Origin of the sequence: Salibaculum griseiflavum (assembly GCF_003129565.1) — a bacterium.
Taxonomy (GTDB): domain Bacteria; phylum Pseudomonadota; class Alphaproteobacteria; order Rhodobacterales; family Rhodobacteraceae; genus Salibaculum; species Salibaculum griseiflavum.
Map to the genome: position 1 here is coordinate 73,592 of NZ_QETF01000002.1, position 23,274 is coordinate 96,865.

17 protein-coding genes are annotated in these 23,274 nt (G+C 65.0%); 7 read left to right on the forward strand and 10 right to left on the reverse strand.

Annotated features, from left to right (window positions below; translation table 11 throughout):
• Positions 1-8 precede the first annotated feature (8 nt).
• Positions 9-2,093 (forward strand): dipeptide ABC transporter ATP-binding protein, encoded by a 2,085-nt coding sequence (locus DFK10_RS02245; RefSeq protein WP_109386160.1) that lies wholly within the window; start codon positions 9-11, stop codon positions 2,091-2,093.
• Between the two features lie 72 nt (positions 2,094-2,165).
• Here the strand turns inward: DFK10_RS02245 and uvrA are convergent, their stop codons facing one another.
• Positions 2,166-5,027 (reverse strand): excinuclease ABC subunit UvrA, encoded by a 2,862-nt coding sequence (uvrA, locus tag DFK10_RS02250; protein ID WP_109386162.1) that lies wholly within the window; start codon positions 5,025-5,027, stop codon positions 2,166-2,168.
• Positions 5,028-5,190: 163 nt separating this feature from the next.
• Here uvrA and DFK10_RS02255 point away from each other — a divergent pair, with 163 nt between their 5' ends.
• A complete protein-coding gene (locus DFK10_RS02255) occupies positions 5,191-5,550 on the forward strand; it encodes a rhodanese-like domain-containing protein (protein ID WP_235866745.1) in 360 nt (119 codons plus the stop codon).
• An 89-nt stretch (positions 5,551-5,639) separates the two neighbouring features.
• Positions 5,640-8,078: a vWA domain-containing protein gene (locus DFK10_RS02260; protein ID WP_109386164.1), complete on the forward strand. Its 2,439-nt coding sequence runs from the start codon at positions 5,640-5,642 to the stop codon at positions 8,076-8,078.
• 128 nt (positions 8,079-8,206) lie between these two features.
• On the opposite strand, the gene lpdA is transcribed toward DFK10_RS02260, so the two are convergent.
• The 6 genes from lpdA to DFK10_RS02290 all read right to left on the reverse strand — a co-directional run bounded on the left by lpdA (position 8,207) and on the right by DFK10_RS02290 (position 17,818).
• The gene (gene lpdA / locus DFK10_RS02265) at positions 8,207-9,601 is read right to left on the reverse strand and encodes a dihydrolipoyl dehydrogenase (protein ID WP_109386166.1); all 1,395 of its coding nucleotides are present in this window, start codon (positions 9,599-9,601) and stop codon (positions 8,207-8,209) included.
• A gap of 108 nt (positions 9,602-9,709) precedes the next feature.
• Positions 9,710-11,242 (reverse strand): diguanylate cyclase, encoded by a 1,533-nt coding sequence (locus DFK10_RS02270; protein WP_109386168.1) that lies wholly within the window; start codon positions 11,240-11,242, stop codon positions 9,710-9,712.
• 134 nt (positions 11,243-11,376) lie between these two features.
• On the reverse strand, positions 11,377-11,970 hold the full coding sequence (locus tag DFK10_RS02275; protein WP_109386170.1) for a DUF924 family protein: 594 nt from the start codon (positions 11,968-11,970) through the stop codon (positions 11,377-11,379).
• A gap of 78 nt (positions 11,971-12,048) precedes the next feature.
• The gene (locus tag DFK10_RS02280; protein WP_109386172.1) at positions 12,049-13,323 is read right to left on the reverse strand and encodes an MFS transporter; all 1,275 of its coding nucleotides are present in this window, start codon (positions 13,321-13,323) and stop codon (positions 12,049-12,051) included.
• Between the two features lie 123 nt (positions 13,324-13,446).
• Positions 13,447-14,490: a tRNA preQ1(34) S-adenosylmethionine ribosyltransferase-isomerase QueA gene (gene queA / locus DFK10_RS02285; RefSeq protein ID WP_109386174.1), complete on the reverse strand. Its 1,044-nt coding sequence runs from the start codon at positions 14,488-14,490 to the stop codon at positions 13,447-13,449.
• A 7-nt stretch (positions 14,491-14,497) separates the two neighbouring features.
• The gene (locus DFK10_RS02290) at positions 14,498-17,818 is read right to left on the reverse strand and encodes a YhdP family protein (RefSeq protein ID WP_109386176.1); all 3,321 of its coding nucleotides are present in this window, start codon (positions 17,816-17,818) and stop codon (positions 14,498-14,500) included.
• Positions 17,819-17,884: 66 nt separating this feature from the next.
• Between DFK10_RS02290 and bcp the strand changes: the two genes are divergently transcribed.
• From bcp to DFK10_RS02310, 4 genes are all read left to right on the forward strand, one after another.
• Positions 17,885-18,352 carry a thioredoxin-dependent thiol peroxidase gene (gene bcp, locus DFK10_RS02295; RefSeq protein ID WP_109386178.1) on the forward strand — a complete coding sequence of 156 codons (468 nt, stop codon included), beginning with the start codon at positions 17,885-17,887 and terminating at the stop codon, positions 18,350-18,352.
• 66 nt (positions 18,353-18,418) lie between these two features.
• Complete coding sequence (locus DFK10_RS02300) at positions 18,419-19,240, forward strand: ferritin-like domain-containing protein (RefSeq protein ID WP_235866746.1); 822 nt, start codon at positions 18,419-18,421, stop codon at positions 19,238-19,240.
• Positions 19,241-19,393: 153 nt separating this feature from the next.
• The gene (locus DFK10_RS02305; RefSeq protein WP_109386180.1) at positions 19,394-20,710 is read left to right on the forward strand and encodes a M23 family metallopeptidase; all 1,317 of its coding nucleotides are present in this window, start codon (positions 19,394-19,396) and stop codon (positions 20,708-20,710) included.
• Complete coding sequence (locus tag DFK10_RS02310) at positions 20,700-21,248, forward strand: bactofilin family protein (protein ID WP_109386182.1); 549 nt, start codon at positions 20,700-20,702, stop codon at positions 21,246-21,248. Before DFK10_RS02305 ends, DFK10_RS02310 begins: the two co-directional genes overlap by 11 nt.
• Positions 21,249-21,340: 92 nt before the next feature.
• Here DFK10_RS02310 and DFK10_RS02315 read toward each other — a convergent pair whose 3' ends face one another.
• From DFK10_RS02315 to DFK10_RS02325, 3 genes are read right to left on the reverse strand one after another with little or no spacing between them, the layout of a single operon-like run.
• Positions 21,341-22,114 carry a DUF2189 domain-containing protein gene (locus DFK10_RS02315; protein ID WP_109386621.1) on the reverse strand — a complete coding sequence of 258 codons (774 nt, stop codon included), beginning with the start codon at positions 22,112-22,114 and terminating at the stop codon, positions 21,341-21,343.
• 45 nt (positions 22,115-22,159) lie between these two features.
• Complete coding sequence (locus DFK10_RS02320; protein WP_109386184.1) at positions 22,160-23,068, reverse strand: hypothetical protein; 909 nt, start codon at positions 23,066-23,068, stop codon at positions 22,160-22,162.
• Positions 23,052-23,270, reverse strand: coding sequence for a glycoside hydrolase family 25 domain-containing protein (locus DFK10_RS02325; protein ID WP_109386186.1), 219 nt, complete (start codon positions 23,268-23,270; stop codon positions 23,052-23,054). The genes DFK10_RS02320 and DFK10_RS02325 overlap by 17 nt, the downstream gene beginning before the upstream one ends.
• Between the last annotated feature and the right edge of the window lie 4 nt (positions 23,271-23,274).

The following is a 23,274-nucleotide window of genomic DNA, read 5'->3' on the forward strand; positions in this document are numbered from 1 at the left end:
AGAGCGCCATGAAAAAGTGGGATTACGACGGTCCGATCCTGGAGATCGACAAGCTTTCCATCAGCTTCTTCACGCGGCTGAGGGAAATTCCGGCGGTTATGGATTTCTCCGCCAAGGTGATGCCCGGCGAGGCGCTGGGTCTGGTGGGGGAATCCGGTTGCGGCAAGTCGACCGTGGCGCTCGGGGTCATGCAGGACCTCGGCGTCAACGGCCGTATCGTCGGCGGGTCCATCAAGTTCAAGGGCCGTGACCTCGGCGAGATGACCCCGGACGAGCTGCGCGACATTCGCGGCAGCCAGATCGCCATGATCTACCAGGAACCCATGGCCAGCCTGAACCCGGCCATGCGCATCGGCCAGCAGCTGATGGAAGTGCCGATGATCCACGAGGGCATTTCCGAAACCGAGGCCTATGAGCGGGCGCTCGAAGTGGTCGCGGACGTGAAACTGCCAGACCCCGAACGAATGCTGCGATCCTATCCGCACCAGTTGTCGGGCGGGCAGCAACAGCGGATCGTCATCGCCATGGCGCTGATGTCCAAACCGTCGCTGCTGATCCTGGATGAGCCGACCACGGCGCTTGACGTGACCGTCGAGGCGGCGGTGGTCGACCTGGTCAAGGACCTTGGCAAGAAATACGGCACCTCCATGCTCTTCATCTCGCACAACCTTGGGCTGGTGCTTGAGACCTGTGACCGTATCTGCGTCATGTATTCCGGCGAGGCGGTGGAACGCGGCAGCATCGAGGACGTGTTCGACAAGATGCGCCACCCCTACACGCAGGCGCTGTTCCGCTCGATCCCCCTGCCCGGTGCCGACAAGAACGCGCGCCCGCTGGTGGCCATTCCGGGCAACTTCCCCCTGCCCCATGAACGCCCGCCGGGCTGCAACTTCGGCCCGCGCTGCGATTATTTCGAGGCCGGGCGCTGCGATGCGCAGGATATCCTGATGGAGCCCGTGCCGGGCGACGACCGGCACGAAAGCCGCTGTCTGAAGTTCAAGGAAATCGACTGGGATGCGCCACTGGTGGCCTCGCAGACCACCGAGAAAAACGAGCCGGGACAGGTCGTCCTCAAGATGGACAACCTCAAGAAATACTACGAGGTCGCGGCCAACGCCCTGTTCGGCGGCGGCGAGAAACGCGTGGTCAAGGCCAACGAGACCCTGTCCTTCGAGGCCCGCGAAAGCGAGACGCTGGCGATCGTGGGCGAATCCGGCTGCGGCAAGTCGACCTTTGCCAAGGTGCTGATGGGGCTGGAGACAGCGACAGAGGGCGAGATCCTGTTGGACAACAAATCCATCGGTTCCACCCCGATCGAGAACCGCGACACCCAGACCGTGGCCGACGTGCAGATGGTATTCCAGAACCCGTTCGACACCCTGAACCCGTCGATGACCGTGGGACGGCAGATCATCCGGGCCCTGGAAATCTTCAAGTTCGGCAAGAACGATGAGGAACGCCGCGAAAAGATGCTATCGCTGCTCGATCTCGTGAAACTGCCGCGCGCCTTTGCCGACCGCATGCCGCGCCAGCTGTCGGGCGGCCAGAAACAGCGTGTGGGCATCGCCCGCGCCTTTGCCGGAGGCGCCCGGATCGTGGTGGCGGACGAACCCGTTTCGGCGCTTGACGTGTCGGTGCAGGCCGCCGTGACCGATCTGCTGATGGAGATCCAGCGCGAGGAAAAGACCACGCTTCTGTTCATCAGCCACGACCTGTCGATCGTGCGCTATCTGTCGGATCGGGTCATGGTCATGTATCTGGGCCACGTGGTGGAGCTGGGCACGACCGAACAGGTCTTCTCGCCCCCCTATCACCCCTATACCGAGGCGCTTCTGTCCGCGGTGCCCATCGCCGACACCCATATCGAAAAGCAGCATATCGTGCTGGAAGGCGATATACCCTCGGCCATGAACCCGCCCTCGGGCTGCCCGTTCCAGACGCGCTGCCGCTGGAAGGACAAGGCCGGTGCGTCGCTCTGCGAAAGCGAGGTGCCCCCGGTGCGGACCCTGGCCGATGGCCACCAGGTCAAATGCCACCTGAGCGATGCCGACCTGGCCTCGATGGAGCCGGTGATCAAGATCGCCGCGGAGTGATCCGCGAGGGGGCTGTCTGCCCCCTCACACTCCCCCGAGAGTATTTCCGGCGAGATGAGAGCAGGGTCGGCGCTATTCGGCGGCGACCTTTTTCTTGCTGGTCAGCATCGGTTTCAGATAGCGGCCGGTATGGCTTTCGGCGACCTCGGCCACCTGTTCGGGGGTGCCGGTGGCGACCACGGTGCCGCCGCCATCGCCGCCTTCGGGGCCGATATCGATCAAGTGGTCGGCCGTCTTGATGACATCGAGATTGTGCTCAATCACCACGACGGTGTTGCCCTGCTCGACCAGTTCATGCAGCACTTCCAGCAGTTTCTTCACATCCTCGAAATGCAGCCCGGTGGTGGGTTCGTCGAGGATATAGAGCGTGCGGCCGGTGGAGCGTTTGCTGAGCTCCTTGGAGAGTTTCACGCGCTGCGCCTCACCCCCGGACAGGGTCGTGGCCTGTTGGCCGACCTTGATATAACCCAGCCCGACGCGCATCAGCGCATCCATCTTCTCGCGGATGCTGGGGACGGCCTTGAAGAACGCCTGCGCCTCTTCGACCGTCATATCGAGAACGTCGGCGATGCTCTTGCCCTTGAAGCGGATTTCCAGCGTTTCGCGGTTGTAGCGCGCACCCTTGCAGGTCTCGCATTCCACGTAGACATCCGGCAGGAAGTGCATCTCGATCTTGATGACGCCGTCGCCCTGGCAGGCCTCGCACCGCCCGCCCTTGACGTTGAAGCTGAAGCGCCCGGGCTTGTAGCCGCGCGCCTTGGCTTCGGGCAGGCCGGCGAACCAGTCGCGGATCGGGGTGAAGGCGCCGGTGTAGGTGGCGGGGTTCGAGCGCGGCGTGCGCCCGATGGGGCGCTGGTCGATGTCGATCACCTTGTCCAGATGCTCCAGCCCCTTGATCGTCTCGCAGGGCGCGGGCGTCTGGCGGGCGCCGTTGAGCCGCATGGAGGCGGTCTTGAACAGGGTTTCGATGGTCAGGGTCGACTTGCCACCGCCGGACACGCCCGTCACGCAGACGAATTTGCCCAGTGGGAAATCCACGTCGATGGCTTGCAGGTTGTTGCCGGTGGCCTTCTTGACCGTGACGGTCTTCTTGTTGCCCTTGCGGCGTTCGGCCGGGATCGCGATCTCGCGCCGTCCGGCCAGGTAATCGCCGGTCACGCTGTCGGGCGTGTCCATGATCTGCTGCGGCGTGCCGCGCGCGATGATCTCGCCGCCATGCACACCCGCGCCGGGGCCGATATCGAGCACGTAATCGGCCTCTCGGATCGCTTCTTCGTCATGTTCGACAACGATCACCGTGTTGCCCTGGTCGCGCAGGTTCTTGAGCGTGGTCAGCAGCCGGTCATTGTCGCGCTGGTGCAGCCCGATGGAGGGTTCGTCGAGCACGTAGAGCACACCCGTGAGGCCCGAGCCGATCTGGCTGGCGAGGCGGATGCGCTGGCTTTCCCCACCCGAGAGCGTCCCCGCGTTGCGTGACAAGGTCAGGTAGTCGAGGCCCACATTGTTGAGGAAGCCGAGGCGCTCTCGGATCTCCTTGAGGATGGCGCGGGCGATCTCGTTCTTCTGCTGGGTCAGGCTCTCGGGCACGCTGTCGATCCAGGCCAGCGCCTCCTTGATCGACATCTCGACCACCTGCCCCACGTGCAGCCCGGCAATCTTGACCGCCAGCGCCTCTTCGCGCAGGCGGTAGCCGCCGCAGGTGCCACAGGGGCGGTTGTTCTGGTAGCGTTCGAATTCTTCCCGGATCCAGGCGCTGTCGGTTTCGCGGTAGCGGCGCTGCATGTTGGGGATGACCCCCTCGAAACTGCGCGTGACCTCGTAGACGCGGCCGCCCTCGTCATAGCGGAACTTGATCTCTTCCTCGCCCGAGCCGAACAGGAACACGTCCTGCACCTTTCTCGGCAGGTCTTTCCAGCGCGCGCCGCGGTCGAAATCGTAGTGTCGGGCGATGGCCTCGATGGTTTGCAGGAAATAGGGCGACTTGCCCTTGCGCCAGGGCGCGATGGCGCCGTTGCCGAGGGTCAGCGTAGCATCCGGCACCATCAGGGCGGGGTCGAAGAACAGCTCGACCCCAAGCCCGTCACAAGACGGGCAGGCCCCGAAGGGCGCGTTGAAGGAAAACAGGCGCGGCTCGATCTCGGGGATGGTGAAGCCGCTGACCGGACAGGCGAAGTTTTCGCTGAAGGTGACGCGTTCGGGGTCGCCTTCGCGCGGGGCAGTCTCGAGAATGGCGATCCCGTCGGCCAGGTCCAGCGCGGTGCGGAAGCTGTCCGCCAGCCGGGTTTCCAGACCCTCGCGCACCACGATCCGGTCGACCACCACGTCGATGTCGTGGCGGAACTTCTTGTCCAGCGTCGGCGGCTCGTCCAGCTCGTAGAACTGGCCGTCCACCTTGACCCGCTGGAAGCCCTGCTTGCGCAGTTCGAGGAATTCCTTGCGGTATTCGCCCTTCCGGTCGCGGATGATCGGCGCCAGGAGGTAGCCGCGCGTCCCCTCCTCCATCGCCATCACGCGGTCGACCATGTCCTGCACCTGCTGCGCCTCGATGGGCAGGCCGGTGGCCGGGGAATAGGGTGTGCCGACCCGCGCGAACAGCAGGCGCATGTAGTCGTAGATTTCCGTGACCGTGCCGACCGTCGAGCGCGGGTTCTTGCTGGTCGTCTTCTGCTCGATGGAAATGGCGGGGCTGAGGCCGTTGATATGGTCCACGTCCGGCTTTTCCATCATGTCGAGGAATTGCCGCGCATAGGCGCTGAGGCTTTCGACATAGCGCCTCTGCCCCTCGGCATAGATCGTGTCGAAGGCCAGCGACGACTTGCCAGACCCCGACAGGCCGGTGATCACCACAAGTTCATCCCGCGGAATGTCGACATCGACATTCTTCAGGTTGTGTTCGCGCGCGCCGCGCACCTCGATATACTTGAGTTCGGCCATGACGCCCCCGGTGAACAGTGGGTTAACAGATAGGGGATGGCGCGGGAGTCTCCAACCAAAAAATGAGAACGTTAAGCGAACATGTGCGATTGTCTGCATGCCCCCTTTACATTTCATTTTCCTAATGTATATACCGTGGACAACAGCGATCAGGAGTATCCCCATGCTGAACATGTTCCAATCCGGGCCCAAGGTGGCCCGCATCGCCCCGCAGGACGCCATCGCAAAGGTGGCCGATGAAACCCTGACCCTCGTCGATATCCGTGACCCGGCCGAACGTGCCATGTCCGGCATGGCCAAGGGGGCCGTGGCGATCCCGCTTTCGACCTTCCAGATGAAGGCCGATCCACGCAGCCCCGAACACCATGAGGCGTTGAAAACCGACAAACCGATCGCGCTCTACTGTGCATCGGGCGCCCGCAGCCAGATGGCGGCGCAGGCCATGCTTCAGATGGGCTATACCGAGGTCTACAACCTTGGCGGCTTGCAGGACTGGGCCCGGGCCGGCGGCGAGGTCAGCTGAGGTCGGGAAACCCTGACCAACGCCGCGTTTGGCCGACTCGGTCGGTTCATGCTTAACTCCGGATCATTGACCTGATCCGGAGTATTTTCATGCAACGCCTCGCTGCCCTGATCCTTTCACTCATCTTGCCCCTCGCAGCCCACGCACAGGACCGGCCCAATACGATCCTCGTTCTTGATGGGTCCGGGTCCATGTGGGGCCAGATCGACGGGATCAACAAGATCGTCATCGCGCGCGAGGTCGTGGGCACGATCCTTGATGACTTCCCCGGCGACGAGAATCTCGGCCTGACCGTCTACGGCCACCGAACCCGCGGGGATTGCACCGATATCGAAACCATGGTCGCCCCCGGCACCGGCAATCGCGAGGCGATCCGCGAGGCGGTCAATGGCATCAATCCGCGCGGCAAGACCCCGATGACCGATGCGGTCATCGCCGCCGCCGAGGCGCTGCGCTACACCGAGGAAGAGGCGACCGTGATCCTGGTCTCGGACGGGATCGAGACCTGCAACCCCGACCCCTGTGCCGCCGCCCGCGCGCTGGAGCAGGCCGGCATCGGTTTCACGGCCCATGTGGTGGGCTTCGACGTGACCGACCCCGACGCGCTGGCCCAGATGCAGTGCCTGGCCGAGGAAACCGGCGGCAGCTTCACCACCGCCGCCAATGCAGAGGAACTGACCGACGCGCTGGAGACCGTGGCGGTCGCCCCTCAACCGGAGCCCGAGCCGCTGCTGGTGCCCGTGACCTTCACAGCGCTGCTGGACGACGACAGCCTGATCGACACGCCCGTCCTTTGGGACGTGTCCGGCGAAGACGGCGCCGTGACCGAAGGTGAGGCGGGCAATCCTCTGAACCTGGAACTTGCCGAAGGGTCCTACACTGCGACCGCCTATTGGACCGCGCAGGAAGTCGAGCAAAGCGCGCAATTCGTCGCCCTTGGCGATGGCCGCGAGGTGACGCTGGTCTTTGAGACCCCTGCCCCCTCGGCCCGGGTCATAGGCCCGGCCAGCGCCACGCTGGGCGACACGGTCGAGGTTGGCTGGGACGGCCCGAACGAGGACGGCGACTACATCACCGTCTCTGTGCCCGGCGAAAGCGGCTACGTCAATTACACCTATACCCGCGAGGGCAACCCGGTGGCCCTTCAAATGCCGCCCGAGACGGGCGATTACGAGCTGCGCTATATCCGCGATGACGGACGCGAGGTGCTGGCCACCGCGTCGATCGAGATCACCCCGGTCGAGGTCACGCTTGATGGGCCCGAAGAGGCGCAGATCGGAGCCGACATTCCAGTCGACTGGACCGGCCCCGACTATGACGGCGATTACCTGGCCGTCTCGGTTCCCGGCGAGAGCGGCTACGTCAATTATACCTACACCCGCGAGGGCACGCCTCTGAGCCTGCAGATGCCGCCCGAACCGGGCGACTACGAATTGCGCTACATTCTGAGCCAGGATCGCACGGTCATGGCCACTCGGCCGATCACCGTGACCGAGGTGGCGGTGACACTCGACGCGCCCGCCGAGGCCGAGCGCGGCGCCGACATCAGCGTCGATTGGCAGGGACCGGATCGCGATGGCGACTACCTCGCCGTCTCGGTCCCCGGCGAGAGCGGCTACGTCAATTACACCTATACCCGCGAGGGCAACCCGCTGAGCCTGCAGATGCCGGCGGAACCGGGTGACTACGAACTGCGCTACATCCTGAACCAGGATCGGCAGGTTTTGGCCACGCGACCGATCACCGTGACGGATATCGCCCTGTCCGTCTCGGCCCCCGCCGAAGCGGTGGCCGGCGACAGCATCCCCGTCGACTGGGTCGGTCCCGACTACCAGAACGACTACATCGCGGTCTCGGTCCCCGGCGAGAACGGCTACGTGAACTACGCTTATACCCGCACCGGCAATCCCGCGATGCTGCAAATGCCGGCCGAACCGGGCACCTATGAAATCCGCTACGTGCTGAACCAGGACCGCGAGGTGGCCGCCACGACGACGATCACGGTCACACCGCTGAAAGTCACGCTCGATGCCGCCGCCAGCGCCCCTATGGGCGCGACGATCCCGGTCGACTGGGCCGGGCCGGACTACCAGAACGACTACCTCGCGGTATCGCGCCCCGATGACGGCGGCTACGAGAACTACGTCTACACCCGCGAAGGCAACCCCGGCCAGTTGACCATGCCGGTCGCGCCGGGAGAGTACGAGATCCGCTATGTCCTGAACCAGGACCGGCAAGTCGCCGCACGCCGCGCCATCACGGTCGAGCCAATCACTGTTCAGCTGACCCATGATGCCACCGCCGCGGCCGGCGGCACGCTGATGGTCGGATGGGACGGGCCGGACTACCCCAGCGATTATATCGGCATCGGACGGGTCGGCGAGGATCGCTACGAGACCTACCGCTACACCCGCACTGGCAACCCGGTGCAGATCGACCTGCCCGAGGAGCCGGGCGAGTACGAGGTGCGGTATTTCCTGAACCAGGATCGGACCATCGTGGCGCGGTCCCCCCTGACCGTCGAGTGATCGGACGGGGATGAAATCGAAAGGGCGGCCTTCCGAGGGCCGCCCTTTCGCATTTCTTACCGGCGCGCGGACGCCATTGGCGCGGCCAATCGCTTCCCTGCGCTGGCCGAGCTCTTTAGGGAGTCAGCCTACATGTGAATCACGCGATCGAAGGCGTCGAGGACGCTTTCGTGCATCATCTCGGACAGGGTCGGATGCGGGAAGACCGTGTTCATCAGGTCTTCCTCGGTGGTTTCCAGCTGACGGCCCACCACGTAGCCCTGGATCAGTTCCGTCACCTCGGCGCCGACCATGTGCGCGCCCAGAAGTTCGCCCGTCTTTTCATCGAACACCGTCTTGATCAGCCCCTCGGGTTCGCCCAGGGCGATGGCCTTGCCGTTGCCGATGAAAGGGAAGCGGCCGACCTTGATCTTGTAGCCCTGCTCCTTGGCCTGCGCCTCGGTCAGGCCGACACTGGCGACCTGCGGATGGCAATAGGTGCAGCCGGCGATGCTCTCGGGTTTGACCGGGTGCGCGTGTTTGCCGCCGATCAGGTCGGCGACCATGACGCCCTCGTGGCTGGCCTTGTGTGCCAGCCAGGGCGCGCCCGCGATATCGCCGATGGCATAAAGACCCTCGACCCCGGTGCGGCAGTATTCATCCGTCACGACATGGGTGCGGTCGACCTTAACGCCTAGCTCTTCCAGGCCCAGACCCTCGACATTGCCGACGATGCCGACAGCGGAAATCACCGTGTCGAACTCATGTTTCTCGACCTTGCCGCCGGTTTCGATATGAGCGGTGACCTTGCCCTTTCCGCGATCCAACTGCTTGACCATGGCCTTCTGCATGATGGTCATGCCCTGCTTTTCAAACTGCTTCTTGGCGAATTTCGAGATTTCCTCGTCCTCCACCGGCAACACGCGGTCCATGACCTCGACCACGGTCGTGTCAGCACCCAGCGTGTTGTAGAAACTGGCGAACTCGATGCCGATCGCGCCCGAGCCGATGACCAGCAGTTTCTTTGGCATCCGCTTGGGCTGCAACGCGTGCTTGTAGGTCCAGACCAGGTCGCCATCGGCCTCCAGCCCCGGCAGTTCACGGGCCCGCGCGCCGGTGGCCAGAACGATGTTCTTGGCGGTCAGCTCTTCGGTCCCCTTGTCGGTTTTGACGCTCACTTTGCCCTTTGCGGGAATCGTCGCCTCACCCATCACGACGGTGACCTTGTTCTTTTTCATCAGATGGCCGATGCCGCTGGTCAGCTGGCCGGCAACGTCGCGCGACCGTTTGACCACCGCGTCCAGATCATAGCCGATCTTGTCGGCACTCAGACCGAAATCCTTGGCCCGCTCCATCAGGTGAAAAACCTCGGCCGAGCGCAGCATCGCCTTGGTGGGGATACAGCCCCAGTTCAGGCAGATCCCGCCCAGGTGTTCGCGTTCCACGATTGCCACGGACAGCCCCAGCTGGGCCCCGCGGATCGCGGCCACATAGCCTCCCGGACCGGCCCCGATCACGATCATGTCGAAGTTGCGAGCTGCCATTGATGCGCCTCCTCATCCAGATTTAGTTTACCCTTAAACTAAATTGTCTGCCGCATCCAGAGGTCGCAATTCATGGCGGCTATGCAGTTGCCGCGGGGGCTGCTTGGCCTAGCCCTGTGCGGCGGGCCCGCCCCATTCGGCACGGCAGACCCTGTTACGTCCCCCGTCCTTGGCGCGATAGAGCGCGTCGTCGGCGCATTTGAGAAGGCTGTTAGGCGAGGCCCCGCCCCCGCCGCCATAGGCCGTCACACCGGCCGAAACCGTCACCTTCGGCAGCACCGTATAGGCCGTGCGGATCTGAAGCGCGGCGATGTCCTGGCGCATGGCCTCGGCGGCGGCCTCGACCTGGTCGAGATCCTTGCCCGGAAGGCAAACAGCGAATTCCTCGCCCCCCATGCGGCAACAAATGTCCGCTGGATCGAAGGTGGTGAACAGCTGCTCCGAGATCGCACGCAAAACCATATCGCCCGCGTCATGACCGTGATTGTCGTTGAAGGATTTGAACTTGTCCGCATCGAAGGAAATCAGCCCGAATCCCGGGCCACCGCCATCGGCGACACCGATTTCGCGGCGCAGGGCATCCATGAAGTAGCGCCGGTTATAAAGGCCGGTCAGGGGGTCGCGGATCGATTGGTCGTGCAATTCGTCACGCAGCTTCACATTGGCGATGGCCATGGCGATGTGTTCCGCGCAGCGCAGGGCCAGATCGCCGTGATGCTGCAGGTCAGCACTGCCGCCCGGTTTGCCGCCGAAGCGGATATGCAGCAATCCGACCGTGTCGCCATGGGCCACGATGGGCACGCACAGGTATTCCTTGACCGCGACCTTGTGGTCGTGATCGGCCACGTGATCGCATAGGAAACACAGCCCCTCGGCGCTGTATTCGTAGGACCGGCCCCGCCGCAGCGACCAACAGCTGTCGGCGGTGACATGGTGGTGCAGATCGGTCGTGTTCCAGTTGCAGGTGCCGACCAACCCGTCCCGGGAATTGGAATAGAGATACAGCTCGCCCTGCGAGCCCGGCAACAAGCGCTCCATGAAGCGGGTGACGATCATGTAAAGCTCATCGAGGGACTTGCATGATTGCAACCATTCATCGAGTTCCGAAAGCTGGCGCGCCGCGACCTGGCGTGCGCGCTCCTGTTCCAGCACCTCTTGCGACTTCTTCTGCGCCGCCTCGGCCTCGCGCTTGGCGCGGGTCAGTTCTCGTGCCGCCGCGCGTTCGCGGGTGACGTCGGTGAAGGTCACGACATAGCCGCCGCCCCGCGCCGGGCGCGCATTTGTCAGAACGACCCGCCCCGAGGGCAGGTGCCGGTCGAAGGAATAAGGCTGGTGAGCCTTGATGCGCGCGGCCGACCCTTCGCGATCCTCTGCTGACATTTCGCCGCGAGCCACGGCGCGATCGCGGAATTCCTCGCGAGTCGTGCCGATGGCCAGGTCGTCCCCGTTCAGTTCCAGCACGTCGAATATGCGGGTATTGTGCAGCTCGCAGATACCGTCCGCGGTCCAGACGAGGATACCCTGTTCCATGATGTTCATGATCTGCTCGGCCAGGGCAAGCTCGTCACGGACGCCTTCGCCGTCGGGCTCCACGAGCCAGTGGTCCAGCCCTTCGGACGGTTTGACCTTTCCATCTTTCACAGTGCCATGGCCCCCGGGACGATCTCCAATGAAAGGGGACACTAGGCAAACACGGTTTCACCGAGCTTAATCGCCCGGCATCAAATCCAGTGCATTTTCGTCAAAACGCGGTCGGTCCGTCGACGATGGCAGAATTACGCAGGCGTCGGCTCTGCCGCGGCATCAACGGCTTGCAGCGCCGTCATGTAGCCGCCCTGCTTCATCCACTCCGCCTCGGCATCGCTGGTTTCGCGGCCGAGGGCCGCATTGCGATAGGGAAAACGGCCGAAGTCGCGGATCACCAGGCGATGCGCCTTGGCATGGCGCAGGTTTTCCGCCCCGGTTTCGGGCATCCGTGCCGCCATCAGGCGCACCGCGCGTTCCTGGTCGCACAGGTTCTCGGAATGGACCAGCGGCAGGTAGAAGAACTGCCTCGCCGGTTCCGCGATGCGCTTGTCCCAGCCCCGGTCGATCGCCACCTTGCTGGCCGCCCGCGCCGACCGATCCGTCTCGAACGCCCGCGGATCGTCGCGGAACATGTTGCGGGGGAACTGGTCGGTCAGGATGATATAGCCCAAAGTGCCGAGCGCGTTGGTCAGCCACAGGCCGCAGGCGCCTTCACGCGCCTCCTGCCAGATCGCCTCGAACCGCTTGCGGATCTCTGCATCGACCGTGTCATCGACCGCATACCAGCCCTTCGGGCCGACCTCGTCCAGCCAGAAGGATACGATCTGCTCGGGGGTGACCATGGCTTGTCCTTTCATGCCGCCTGTCCCTGCCTGTCATGAAACCGTTGCAGAAAGGCAAAGACCTGGCAACGGAGCGGATTACCCTTGGTCATCTGACTGTTGCTCTTCCAACTCAGTTTCAATGTAGAGTTCCTGCGCGACCTCGACCGCAACGGGCGAGCCGGCCGGCGAGACCGGCGCATAGGAGGTCATGTCCTCGACGCTGAAATCGTCCTGCGTGGGTCGTTGAATCATGCGCAGCAGGCCATAGCCGGCCAGGCCAAGCATCAGGAACGCGACCAGCAACCAGAATGCATAGATCCCCAGCTGCCCCATGGCATAGCCCATGACGATCGGCCCCAGGATCGCGCCGATCCCGTTGATGAAGATGAACCCGGCCGAGGCCGCAGGCATGTCGTCATGTTCGAGGAAGTCATTGGCATAGGCGATCAGCAGCGCATAGAGCGGGTTGGACATGCCCCCGACCATCGCCGCCCCGACCAGCAGCAGGATGAAGCTGTTGCCCAGAAAGGCCGCGATCAGGCCGCCGATGCCGCCGATGGTCGCAGCCCAGACGATCAGGATACGCCGGTCCATGCGGTCCGACAGCCAGCCGATGGGGAATTGCGCGACCAGCGAGGCCGTGAAGATCACCGAGACCAGCAGGGAAATCTGGCCGACGCTCAGCCCCGCCTCCGAGCCGTAGACCGCCACCATACCGAATTGCGCCGCGAAAACGCCGCCCAACAGGAACATCCCCACGGCTGCGAGCGGTGATGCTTCGACCAGGTTGCGCAGGCGCATGGGCTTGGTGGTCTCTGTCGCCGGGGTCGGCGAGACCGACAACAGGATCGGCGCGAAGGACAGTGACACAAGCACCGACGGGATAATGAACAGAACGTAGCCCGCCGCATCCCCCAGTGTCAGCACGTATTGCGCCAGGATGATCCCACCCATCTGCACGATCATGTAGACGGACAGCGCCTGACCACGGGTTTCATTGGTCGCCGAGTGGTTCAGCCAGCTCTCGGCGGTGATGTAGACGCCGGAAATGCACAACCCGATCAACACGCGCCCGATGGACCAGGCCCAGACATCGACCAGCACGGGATAAAGGATCAGCACCGCCGACACGGTCGAGCCGAGCGCGGCGAAGACCCGCACATGGCCCACGCGCCGGATCAGTTCGGGGGTGATCCGCGACCCCAGCAGGAACCCGGCGAAATAGCCCGACATGACGATGGACATCTGGAGGGTCGAGAAATTCTCCAACCCGCCGCGCACACCAAGAAGGGTCGATTGCAGGCCGTTGCCCATCATCAACATGAACATGCCCAGAAACAGGGGCCAGGAATTGCGCAGCACGGGAATCATGAGGTCATCCTATGGGGGACTCGGGGGTGAGTCGGTGTCGTTCGCGTCCCGGCATAACACGCCAGCGACACAGGAATTCAACGGGGAATCGTGCGTCCGGCGCGACAGCCGGACCGGCCGCGCCTAATCGCCCTGCGGAAACAGGATCGAACTGTCCCCGTAGCTGAAGAAGCGATAGCGCTCCGCGACCGCGTGATCGTAGATCGCCCGGATCCGCTCCACCCCCATCATGGCGCTGACCAGCATCATGAGCGTGGATTTCGGCAGGTGGAAGTTCGTCATCAACCCGTCGGCAATGCGGAACCTGAAGCCGGGGGTAATGAAGATGTCGGTCTTGCCTTCCCAGGGGACCATGCCGCCCTCATCCGCCGCGCTTTCGATCAGCCGAAGGGCCGTGGTGCCCACCGGGATGATCCGGCCCCCGGTGGCGCGGGTCGCGTTGATCTCGTCCGCCGCCTGCCGGGTCACACGGCCCCATTCGGCATGCATCTTGTGCTCGGAAATGTCATCGACCTTGACCGGAAGGAAGGTGCCCGCCCCCACATGCAGGGTCACATGGGTAAAGGTCACGCCCATGGCGGCCAGATCGGCCAGCAGCCAGTCCTCGAAGTGCAAAGAGGCGGTCGGGGCGGCCACCGCCCCGGTCTCTTTCGCCCAGATCGTCTGGTAATCGGTCTTGTCGGCGGCGTCGGCGGGTCGCTTGGCGGCGATATAGGGCGGCAGGGGCATCTGGCCCGCCGCCTCCAGCGCGGCGTCGAAATCCTCTCCGGTCAGGTTGAACCGCAACCGAGCTTGCCCGTCCTCGCGCCCCTCCATCGTGGCGGAGAGGTCGGGCGAGAACACGACCTCTTCACCCTCCTTGAGCTTGCGCAGCGGCTTGACCAGCGCCGCCCAGGTGCCATCGGCGCGCGGCTCCAGCAGCGTGACCTCGATATGGGCCTGCGCCGCGCCACGGGTGCGGGTGCCGAAAAGCCGCGCCGGGATCACCTTCGTGTCGTTCAGCACCAGCCGGTCGCCCGGGCGCAGCACGTCGCACAGGTCGCGCACGTGACGATCGGTGATGCGGTCGCCCTCGGCCACCAGCAGACGGGCGGAACTGCGGGGGCGTGCGGGCCGGGTGGCGATCAGCTCATCCGGCAGGTCGAAATCGAAATCCGAGAGTTTCATGGGGCGACTATTGCGTTGGTTGTGGCGGCGGGCGGCGGAAAATCTCCCGGAACATGCCGGGGGTCAGTGCCGACAGCGGATTGACCAGAACGCGCGGGCTGTCAACCGATCCCTGAAGGGTGAAGTTGAAGCCGATCAGCCCCTCGCCCGGCCGCGTCAGGATCGCCCCGATCCCGTTGAGCGCATAAAAGGGCGAGATCACGCCCTGGAAATCCATGCGACGGCTCGCCAACCCGTAGACGCCATCGAGGGACAGGCCCAGTCCCGGCCCCACCGCGCTCGCGTTCTGCACCGTGATCCGGTCGGGCGTGAGGGTGAAATCGGCCTCCACATCGTTGAAGAGTAGCCCCTGCCCGCCCATCTGCGCCAGCAACCCCACCACCGAGATCGCATCGAGCAAGGAGGCCAGCGCCGGGGCGTCGCGCACCCGCAGATCACGGGCCTGAAGGCGGCCCAGATAGGTGCCCTCGGCCCCGGCAGGCCGGAGGGTCAGGTCCATGTCGCCGCCAAAACCGTTCCCCAGCAGCCCTGCATAGCGGAACACCCCGCCCGCATCGGCGCTGCGCAGACGCACGGCCGAGCGGCCTTCGATCGGCACCAGCGTGCCCTGCACCGCCGTGCCCCCGTTGACCGCGCCCGTGAAGGTGCCCGACAGGCCGCCGGCGCCGGTGAAGTCTCCGCGAAACCCGGTCAGGGCGATTCCCTCGCTGACCTGCAACCGGTCGAGCGCAATGGTCATCGGCCCGGCCTCGCCTGCGCCGGCACCGAAGCGGGCGCGGCGCAGGTCCAGCGTGCCGCCATTCAGACGGATCTCGGCGGGTTGGCCGTCGCCACGCCCCACAAGCGTCACGGGCGCGTCGAACCAGTCCCCGATCCGCAGCTGGCTGAACAGGGCGCTCTCCAGCCCGCCATCGGGAGAAAGCGTGATCGCGCCCACTGCCGACAGCCCCGCTGCCTCCAGCGCGATGCGGTCGATACGCGGGGTGTCGCCCAACTGGCCGGCCAGCTCGAACCGGCCAGTTTCCCCTGCGGCTTTGGCCCATCCGATGGACGACAGCGACAACCCCACCCCCGCGAGGTCGGAGGTCAGGGTGAAACCCGGCCCCTCGGGCTGCGACAGGTCCAGTTCCAGCTGTCCGGTGCCTGCGCCCGTCACCGCGCCCGGCGGCAGGGTGATGTCGAAGACCTCCAGGAACTGCGGCCCAAGCGGAACGTCTGCCGTGATGCGCCCGGTTCCGCCCGATCCCGGACCCAGCGCCCGCGCATAGACGGCCTGGGCTGGCAGCCCGTCCACCTCGATCCCGCCGCTGATGGTCAGACTGTCGGTCTCGGCCTGCACGCTCAGGGCCGCGGCCGACAGCGACCGGCCCGGGATCAGCACCTCGGACCGGACGCCCCGCAACGCCGCCTCGGCGCGCCAGCTGCGATCTTCGCGCGGCACATCCCTTTTCAGGATCGTGTCCAGCGTCACCTTGATCGTGCCCCGGCCATCGGCCAGGGCCACGGGTAAGTCCGATCCGGCCAGCGCATTGAAGGGCGGGCCGGACAGCACCGACATGGCGGCGGTGATCGTGCCGTCGATCGACAGATCGAATTGCGCGGGTGGATTCGGACCGGTGCGCGGAATGGTCATGACCGACCCGCCCAGATCGAGGCGGCCGCCCTGGGCGGCCACGATGTGGCCCCGATCCAAGGACATGACGAGGCGGCGGTCGATCTCGGACAAGGTCCCGGCAGCGGCCTCGATGGGTGGCAGATCGCGCAGGGCGCGGAGCGAGGCGTCCGAGAAATCGAGGTTGAGCGCGGTGCGCGGATCCTGCCCTGGCGAGGACCGATGCACATAGGTCAGGTTCGACAGCGTGCCGCCCAGCAGATTGTCGGCGAACCAGCCCCGCGTGCGCGGTTTGAAGGCCTCGGGCCACAGGGCAAGCGCGCTCTGGGTGTCCAGCGTTTCGGCGGCGGCGTCCACCGCGACGGCCCAGCCTTCAGAGGCGGCGCGAACCCGGCCCGACAGGCGCAGCGGGGTGCCGCCATTTTCCAGCACCGCCTCTCCGAGATCGAGCGTGAAGGGATCCAGCCGCAACCGGAAATCCGCGCTGGCCGCCCCGATGTCACGTGGCTCGGGATAGAGATCGGCAGGATTGATCCGCAATTCCCCGATCCGAACCTGGCCCAGGATCGCCCCCGGCCATCCCGCGTCGAATTCCCGCAGATAGGCATGACCCGCCCCGCTGAGCGCGCCCCAGTCACTATCCACCTCGATCAGATCGAAGCCAAGCCGCGCGTCGGCCGGATCGTAGGTCAGGTAGGTCCGCGCGCCCTCGAACGGGATCGGCCGGGTTTGAGCCGTGGGTTGCAGACGGCCTTGCCCGATCTGCAACGTGGCACTGGCCGTGGTCAGCGCCCCGTCCTCGTTCACCACACCGCGCAACGCGCCCGAGATCGGTGCCTCGAGAACGCCCAGCCAGCTCAGCAGGGGCGATTGGCTCGCGATGTCGGCAGCGGCCATCTCGGTGATCGTCACTCCGAAATCGGCCTCGGCGCTGCCGCGCGGGCTGCGATAGGTGAATTCGGCCGTGCTGACGTAGTCGCGCCCGGACAGCAGCGCGATGTTGGCGGACAGCACCGTCTCGGCATCCCGCAGGTCAAGCGTGATGCGGCCATTGTCCACCGTCCAGTTGCGCCCGGCCCGCGCGTCGGAGAAGTTGATGATGAGCCCCGTCGCCTGAACCTGTTCCAGGGCCTCCAGTGCGCCATGGGCGAACATGGCATCCAACTGGTCGATGAGCCCAAGAAATGTATCCGCCCGCCCGGCCTCGCCGGCGCCACTGTCGAAGGCCACCGCCACGGTGCCATCGGCGGCGCGGCGCACCTGAAGCTGCGCGCCCGACAGCACGACCTCCTGCGCCAGCAACCGGCCCTTGAGCACCCCACGCGGCGACACCAGCCCCTCGATCCGTGGCACCCGCGCCAGCGGGATACCGTCCCGATCGCGCAGGACCGAATTGCGCAGGACGATACGCGGATGCAGGTCGTGACCCACCGTCAAGGTCATCTCGCCGAAATTCAGACTTCCGCCGGCCAGGGCCTGTTCGGCACGCGCCTCGACCCGTTCGGTCAACCAGCTCGGCGCGGCCACCTCCTTGTCGATCATGAGCAGCGCAACGACGAGGATCGCGGCGACCGGCGCCACCACGATCAGGAACACGGCGCGACGAAGAAGACGCCGGCGCCAATAGTGCCGCCGCCCTGCGTCCTTCTGACCCGCGCCCCTGTCGGCGCTCCCGTCGGGGGCGCTTTGGGCCTTCTCTGCCTGCTCGTCCTGCATGGGGCTTTATTCTCCGCCAAGCCGAGCTAGAACGCAAAGGGAATGACAGTCGCGAAAGGACACCAAATGGCCGCACTCGATCCTGGCACCATTGCCCCCGATTTCACCCTGCCTCGCGATGGCGGCGGCGATGTGACCCTGTCCGACCTCAAGGGCGGGCCAGTGGTGCTGTTCTTCTACCCCAAGGACAACACGCCGGGTTGCACCAAGGAGGCCATCGCCTTCACCGGGTTGCTCGAGGATTTCGCGGCGTCCGGTGCAACCGTGCTGGGCATTTCCAAGGACAGCGTGAAAAAACACGACAACTTCGTTGCGAAGCATGACCTCAAGGTGGCGCTGCTGTCGGATGCCGAAGGCGATGTCTGCGAAACCTATGGCGTCTGGGGCGAGAAGAAGATGTACGGCAAGACCTTCGAAGGGATCACCCGCACCACGGTGCTGATCGACGCAGAGGGGCGCGTTGCCCGGGTCTGGCCCAAGGTCAAGGTCGACGGCCACGCCGAAGAGGTGCTGGAAGCCGTTCGCGCCCTCTGATCGGCACCCGATGGCCGGGGATCGCGGCGGCTTGACCTCGGGCGGTCGCCGCGCGACACGGGCCCCATGAAACCGCTTGCCCAGATGGCCGAAGAGGTGCTGCGCACCGCCGATGGCCGCGAAAAGACCGCCCTGTCCCGTCGCTATGCCGCCCAATGGCAGGCGGCCCGTGCCGATGGCAACCTGCCCGAGATCGGCTCCGCCAATCCGCCGGACCGCCCCGCCCGGCCCGCAGAGCCTGCCTTGCTGGACCCGCGCGACGTGCCGCGCCGCCGCCCCGGCACCGAGGCCGGGCGCAAGGCCATCCTGCACGCGGTCGCCCATATCGAGCTGAACGCGGTGGACCTGCACTGGGACATCATCGCCCGGTTTACTCATGTCCCGATGCCACCGGGATTCTACGATGACTGGGTCAAGTCCGCAGACGAGGAATCCAAGCATTTCAACCTGATCTGCGACTGTCTTGAGGCGATGGGCAGCCATTACGGAGACCTGCCCGCCCATGCCGGGATGTGGCGTGCCGCCGAGGACACGGCGCACGACCTGATGGGCCGGCTCGCCGTGGTCCCCATGGTGCTGGAAGCGCGCGGGCTGGACGTTACGCCGGGCATGATCGACCTCTTCGAAAAGGCCGGGGTCTCGGACGCGGTGGCGGCCATGCAGGTGATCTATGCCGAGGAGGTCCACCATGTCGCCTATGGCTCCAAGTGGTTTCATTTCCTGTGCGGGCGCGAGAACACCGACCCCAAGGACGCGTTCCACGATCTTGTCCGGCGCTATTTCCACGGCCCGCTGAAACCACCCTTCAACGAGGAAAAACGCGCCGAAGCGGGCCTTCCGCCCGATTTCTACTGGCCACTGTCCGAAGACCGCCCACTCGGCGAATAATCGCCCAAATGTCGGGGAATGCCGGGAATTGTCGCAATGACGCTTAAAATCCTTGCGACGGAGTCTGCGGCCCTGTATCCCGTTTTTCGAATGTTTCGGGCCTGATGGCCACGCATTCCAAGATCGGGACGGGGACAGGAAAATAACGACGTGATGACAGGGCTCAGGCACAGACTGCACGTGATGATGGAACGCCGCTTTCCCGAGAAGCGGCTTTTCCTTCGCTCCGACGACCAGACCCGTTTCATCCGCCTGCGCCCCGCGACCCAGCTCATGGCATGGTCGGGAAGTGCCGTTCTGATCGGCTGGACCATCGTGGCGACCGCCATTCTCATCATGGACAGCATCGGGGCGGGCAATTTCCGCGCCCAGGCCCTGCGTGACCAGATGACCTATGAAGAACGGCTCAACGTGCTGTCGAGCGAACGCGATCAGCGCGCAGCCGAGGCCATCGCCGCCCAGCAGCGCTTCAATTCGGCGCTGGAGCAGATTTCGCTGATGCAGTCCGAATTGCTGCGGTCCGAGGAACGCCGCCGGGAACTGGAGACCGGGATCGAGGTGATCCAGGCCACGCTGCGCCGCACCATGGCCGAACGAGCCGACGCACAGGAACGCGTGGACCTGTTGCAGGCCGCGCTGGATGGCAACGGCGACGTCCTGCCCGGAACCGGCGGCAGCGCCGATGCGGCGGGCACCGTCGACCTTCTTGCCGCCGCGCTGGCCGAAACCGCCGAGGAACGCGACCAGATCGCCTCGGATGCGGAATTTGCCCTTGAACACGCCGCCGAGATGGAACTGGAACTGCGTCTTCTGCAGGAAAAGAACGATGCGATCTTCAGCCAGCTGGAAGAGGCCTTCACCGTCTCAGTGGAACCCCTGGACAACATGTTTCGGGCCGCCGGCATGGACCCCGACCAGGTGCTAAGCACCGTGCGCAGCGGCTATTCCGGCACCGGCGGCCCGTTGACGCCGCTGCAATTCTCGACCCGCGGCGGCCCCAACGACCCCGACGCCGAGCGCGCCAATTCCATCCTGCGCCAGATGGACCGGCTGAACATGTATCGCATCGCCGCCGAACGCATCCCCTTCGACATGCCGGTAAAGGCCGGGTTCCGCTTCACCAGCGGCTACGGCATGCGCTGGGGCCGGATGCACAACGGCACAGACTTCGCGGCCCCGGTCGGCACCCCGATATACGCCCCGGCTGACGGGGTTGTCACCTTCGCGGGCTGGTCCTCGGGCTATGGCCGCCTGGTCAAGATCCGCCACGCCTTCGGGATCGAGACCCGCTATGCCCATCAGAGCCGGATTCGCGTCGAGGTCGGACAAAGGGTCTCGCGCGGGGATCATATCGGTGATATTGGCAATTCCGGAAGATCGACGGGCCCGCACCTGCACTACGAAATCCGCGTAGGCGGATCGGCCGTCAACCCCATGACCTACATAAGAGCTGGACAAGATGTTTTCTAAAAGCAAGATCAACGAACCCGGCCCCGCGCCCGATGACAAGACCTCGGCCGCCACGTCCTCGACCGACACGAGCGCCGGCAAGCCCGCCACCTCTGCGCCAAGCAGCGACTTCCGGTCGGCCAGCAAGGCCAAGCCACCGGCGTCGTCGCTGTCCTCGGACCTGCATATCACCGGCAATCTCAAGACCAGTGGTGACATCAATATCGAGGGCACCGTGGATGGCGATATCCGCGCCCACCTTCTGACCATCGGCGAAGGCGCGACGGTCAACGGCGAATGCATGGCCGATGACGTCGTCGTGCACGGCCGCGTCGTGGGCACCGTCCGCGGGCTCAAGGTGCGCCTGACCTCGACCGCCCGGGTCGAGGGCGACATCATCCACAAGACCATCGCCATCGAATCCGGCGCCCATTTCGAGGGCTCCGTGCAGCGCCAGGACGACCCGCTGAATGCGGGCGGCACCCGCGCGCCGATGCCTCAGGCCCCTGCGCCAAAGGCCGAAACGAAGGCCGAGGCCAAGACGGACACCAAGGGCTGATAGCCTCAAGGCAAATGAATTGAAAACAGACGCCCCCGCATCGCACTGCGGGGGCGTTTTGCATGTTGACGGGGTATCGAGGTCGCCCGCGGTCAGGGGTGGATCAACGCCTTCCGATACATGTGCCAAGTGGCGTGGCCCAGCAACGGCAACGCCACGACCAGCCCAAGGAAGGCGGGAAGCAGCCCCAGAAGGCTGATCGTGGCGATGATCGCCGCCCAGACCAGCATGACGAAGAAATTACGACGGACCGTCTCGAAGCTGAGAAGCATGGCGGTCATGAAATCCACCTCCTTCTCCAGCACCAGCGGCAGGCTCACCACCGTCAGGGAGAAGAGCAGAAAGGCCGCCGCCGCCCCGACGGCCAGTTCCACCGCAATCAGGGTCAAACCCTCGGGCGTCAGGAAGGCCTCGAGCGAGGCACTGCGCATCTTCGACACGCCCATGAAGAGCGCGAAGAGCATATGCGCAAAGAAGGTCCAGAACAGAAAGAAGATGACGATGATCGCGCCCATCCAGGGGATCTGCCGCTTGCGCTCGTCCCAGACCACGCCAAGCACCTTGTACCAGTCCAGCGCCCGCCCCTGTTCGAGACGCCGGCTGACCTCGTACAGGCCCACGGCGGCGAAGGGCGCGGCCAGCGGAAAGCCCAGAGAGGTGGCCAGAACCCAGGTCACGTGCCCGGCCGACAGGAACACCATCAGGAACCCGCCCAGAACATAGACCGCGGAAAAGAACAGGCCGAATTGCGGGGCGCGCCGAAAATCCCGCCAGCCCTGCGCGAGCGCGTCGCGGATATCGGAAAGTCCAAGCGTCGCGATCTCGGGTCGCGGCGAGGCCTCCGGGGCGTCGATCGTGTGGGTCATCATGGTCCTCCGCTTGTCCCATGATCCCCGGCGACACGGCAGGCGTCAAGATTTCTGCGCGTCCGTCCGTGGCGCGAGAAGCCGGTCGATCGCTGACATCACCGGCCCCAGGATTCGCCACGCCACCACCAGAAGCACGAGCGCCACCGCCGCTGGAAACAGCACCCCCACGATGAGAAGATGCGCGAGGCGCTCGACCCCGTAGAGCGACATTGCGCTGACCTTGTCGGCCAGGTCGCTGGTCAAGGTCTCATAACTGACCCGGACATTGCCGCTCTTGCTCCAGAAGCTCAAATCCGTCGAAAGGCCATGTCCCCCCAGGATGTCGGCATGCAACCGTTCGGGTGTGGCAGCCGTGTCCGAGGCCAGCGCACCCGCCGCAGAATCGGATAATGCTCTGCCCAGGTTGATACTGTAGGGCAGCAGCAGGTAGCCGAGCAGAAAGACCAGCACCAGCACCTCGGACAGACGGCGAAAGAGACTGCGCAACAGCGCCCCCGCCCCGAGGATGCGCAGCAGCATCCAGACAGCCAAGGCCATGGCCCCGAACCTCAGCGCCCAAAGCGCGACAAGGTCTCCGATCCGGTTCAGCCAGATCAGCGCCTCGGTCAGGACCGTGGCCGTGAGCGCGGCACCCATGGCCCGCTCGACCGCCGCGGTCAGAGCAGACAGGGCCTGTCCTGCCTGCACATCCACCGAAACGATGAGTTCAAGTCCCAGATCGGTGCTGCGCAGCACCTCCAGCAGCGCAAGCACCTCGCCCAGAAGCAGGCTGTCCTGCAGGGCGGCGCGGCGCGCCTCGTCCAAATACGCCTCGTTCGCCGCGAGGATCGCCTCGCCCCCGGCAAGCGTCCCCAGATCAGGAAACAGCCCCGCCACCCAGACCGTCAGCGCGCCCAGCGTAACCGCGAGGATCGCCACGGCCTCGGCATGGGTCTCAAGATGCCGTTTCATCACGCGCCTCCGAATTGCAGTCAAAATCACCCAGTGCCGCTGCATCGCCGGCGAACCAGTCCAGGTCCACCGCCCCGTCAATGCCCGTCACTTGGCCGTTCTGCGTATGCTGCCAGAACAGCCATTCCATCCCCGACGGGGGGTGCGCGGTGGCGGCATATTCGACCAGCCAGAGCGGTCGCGTTGCGAACTCGTTGCCCAAGCCA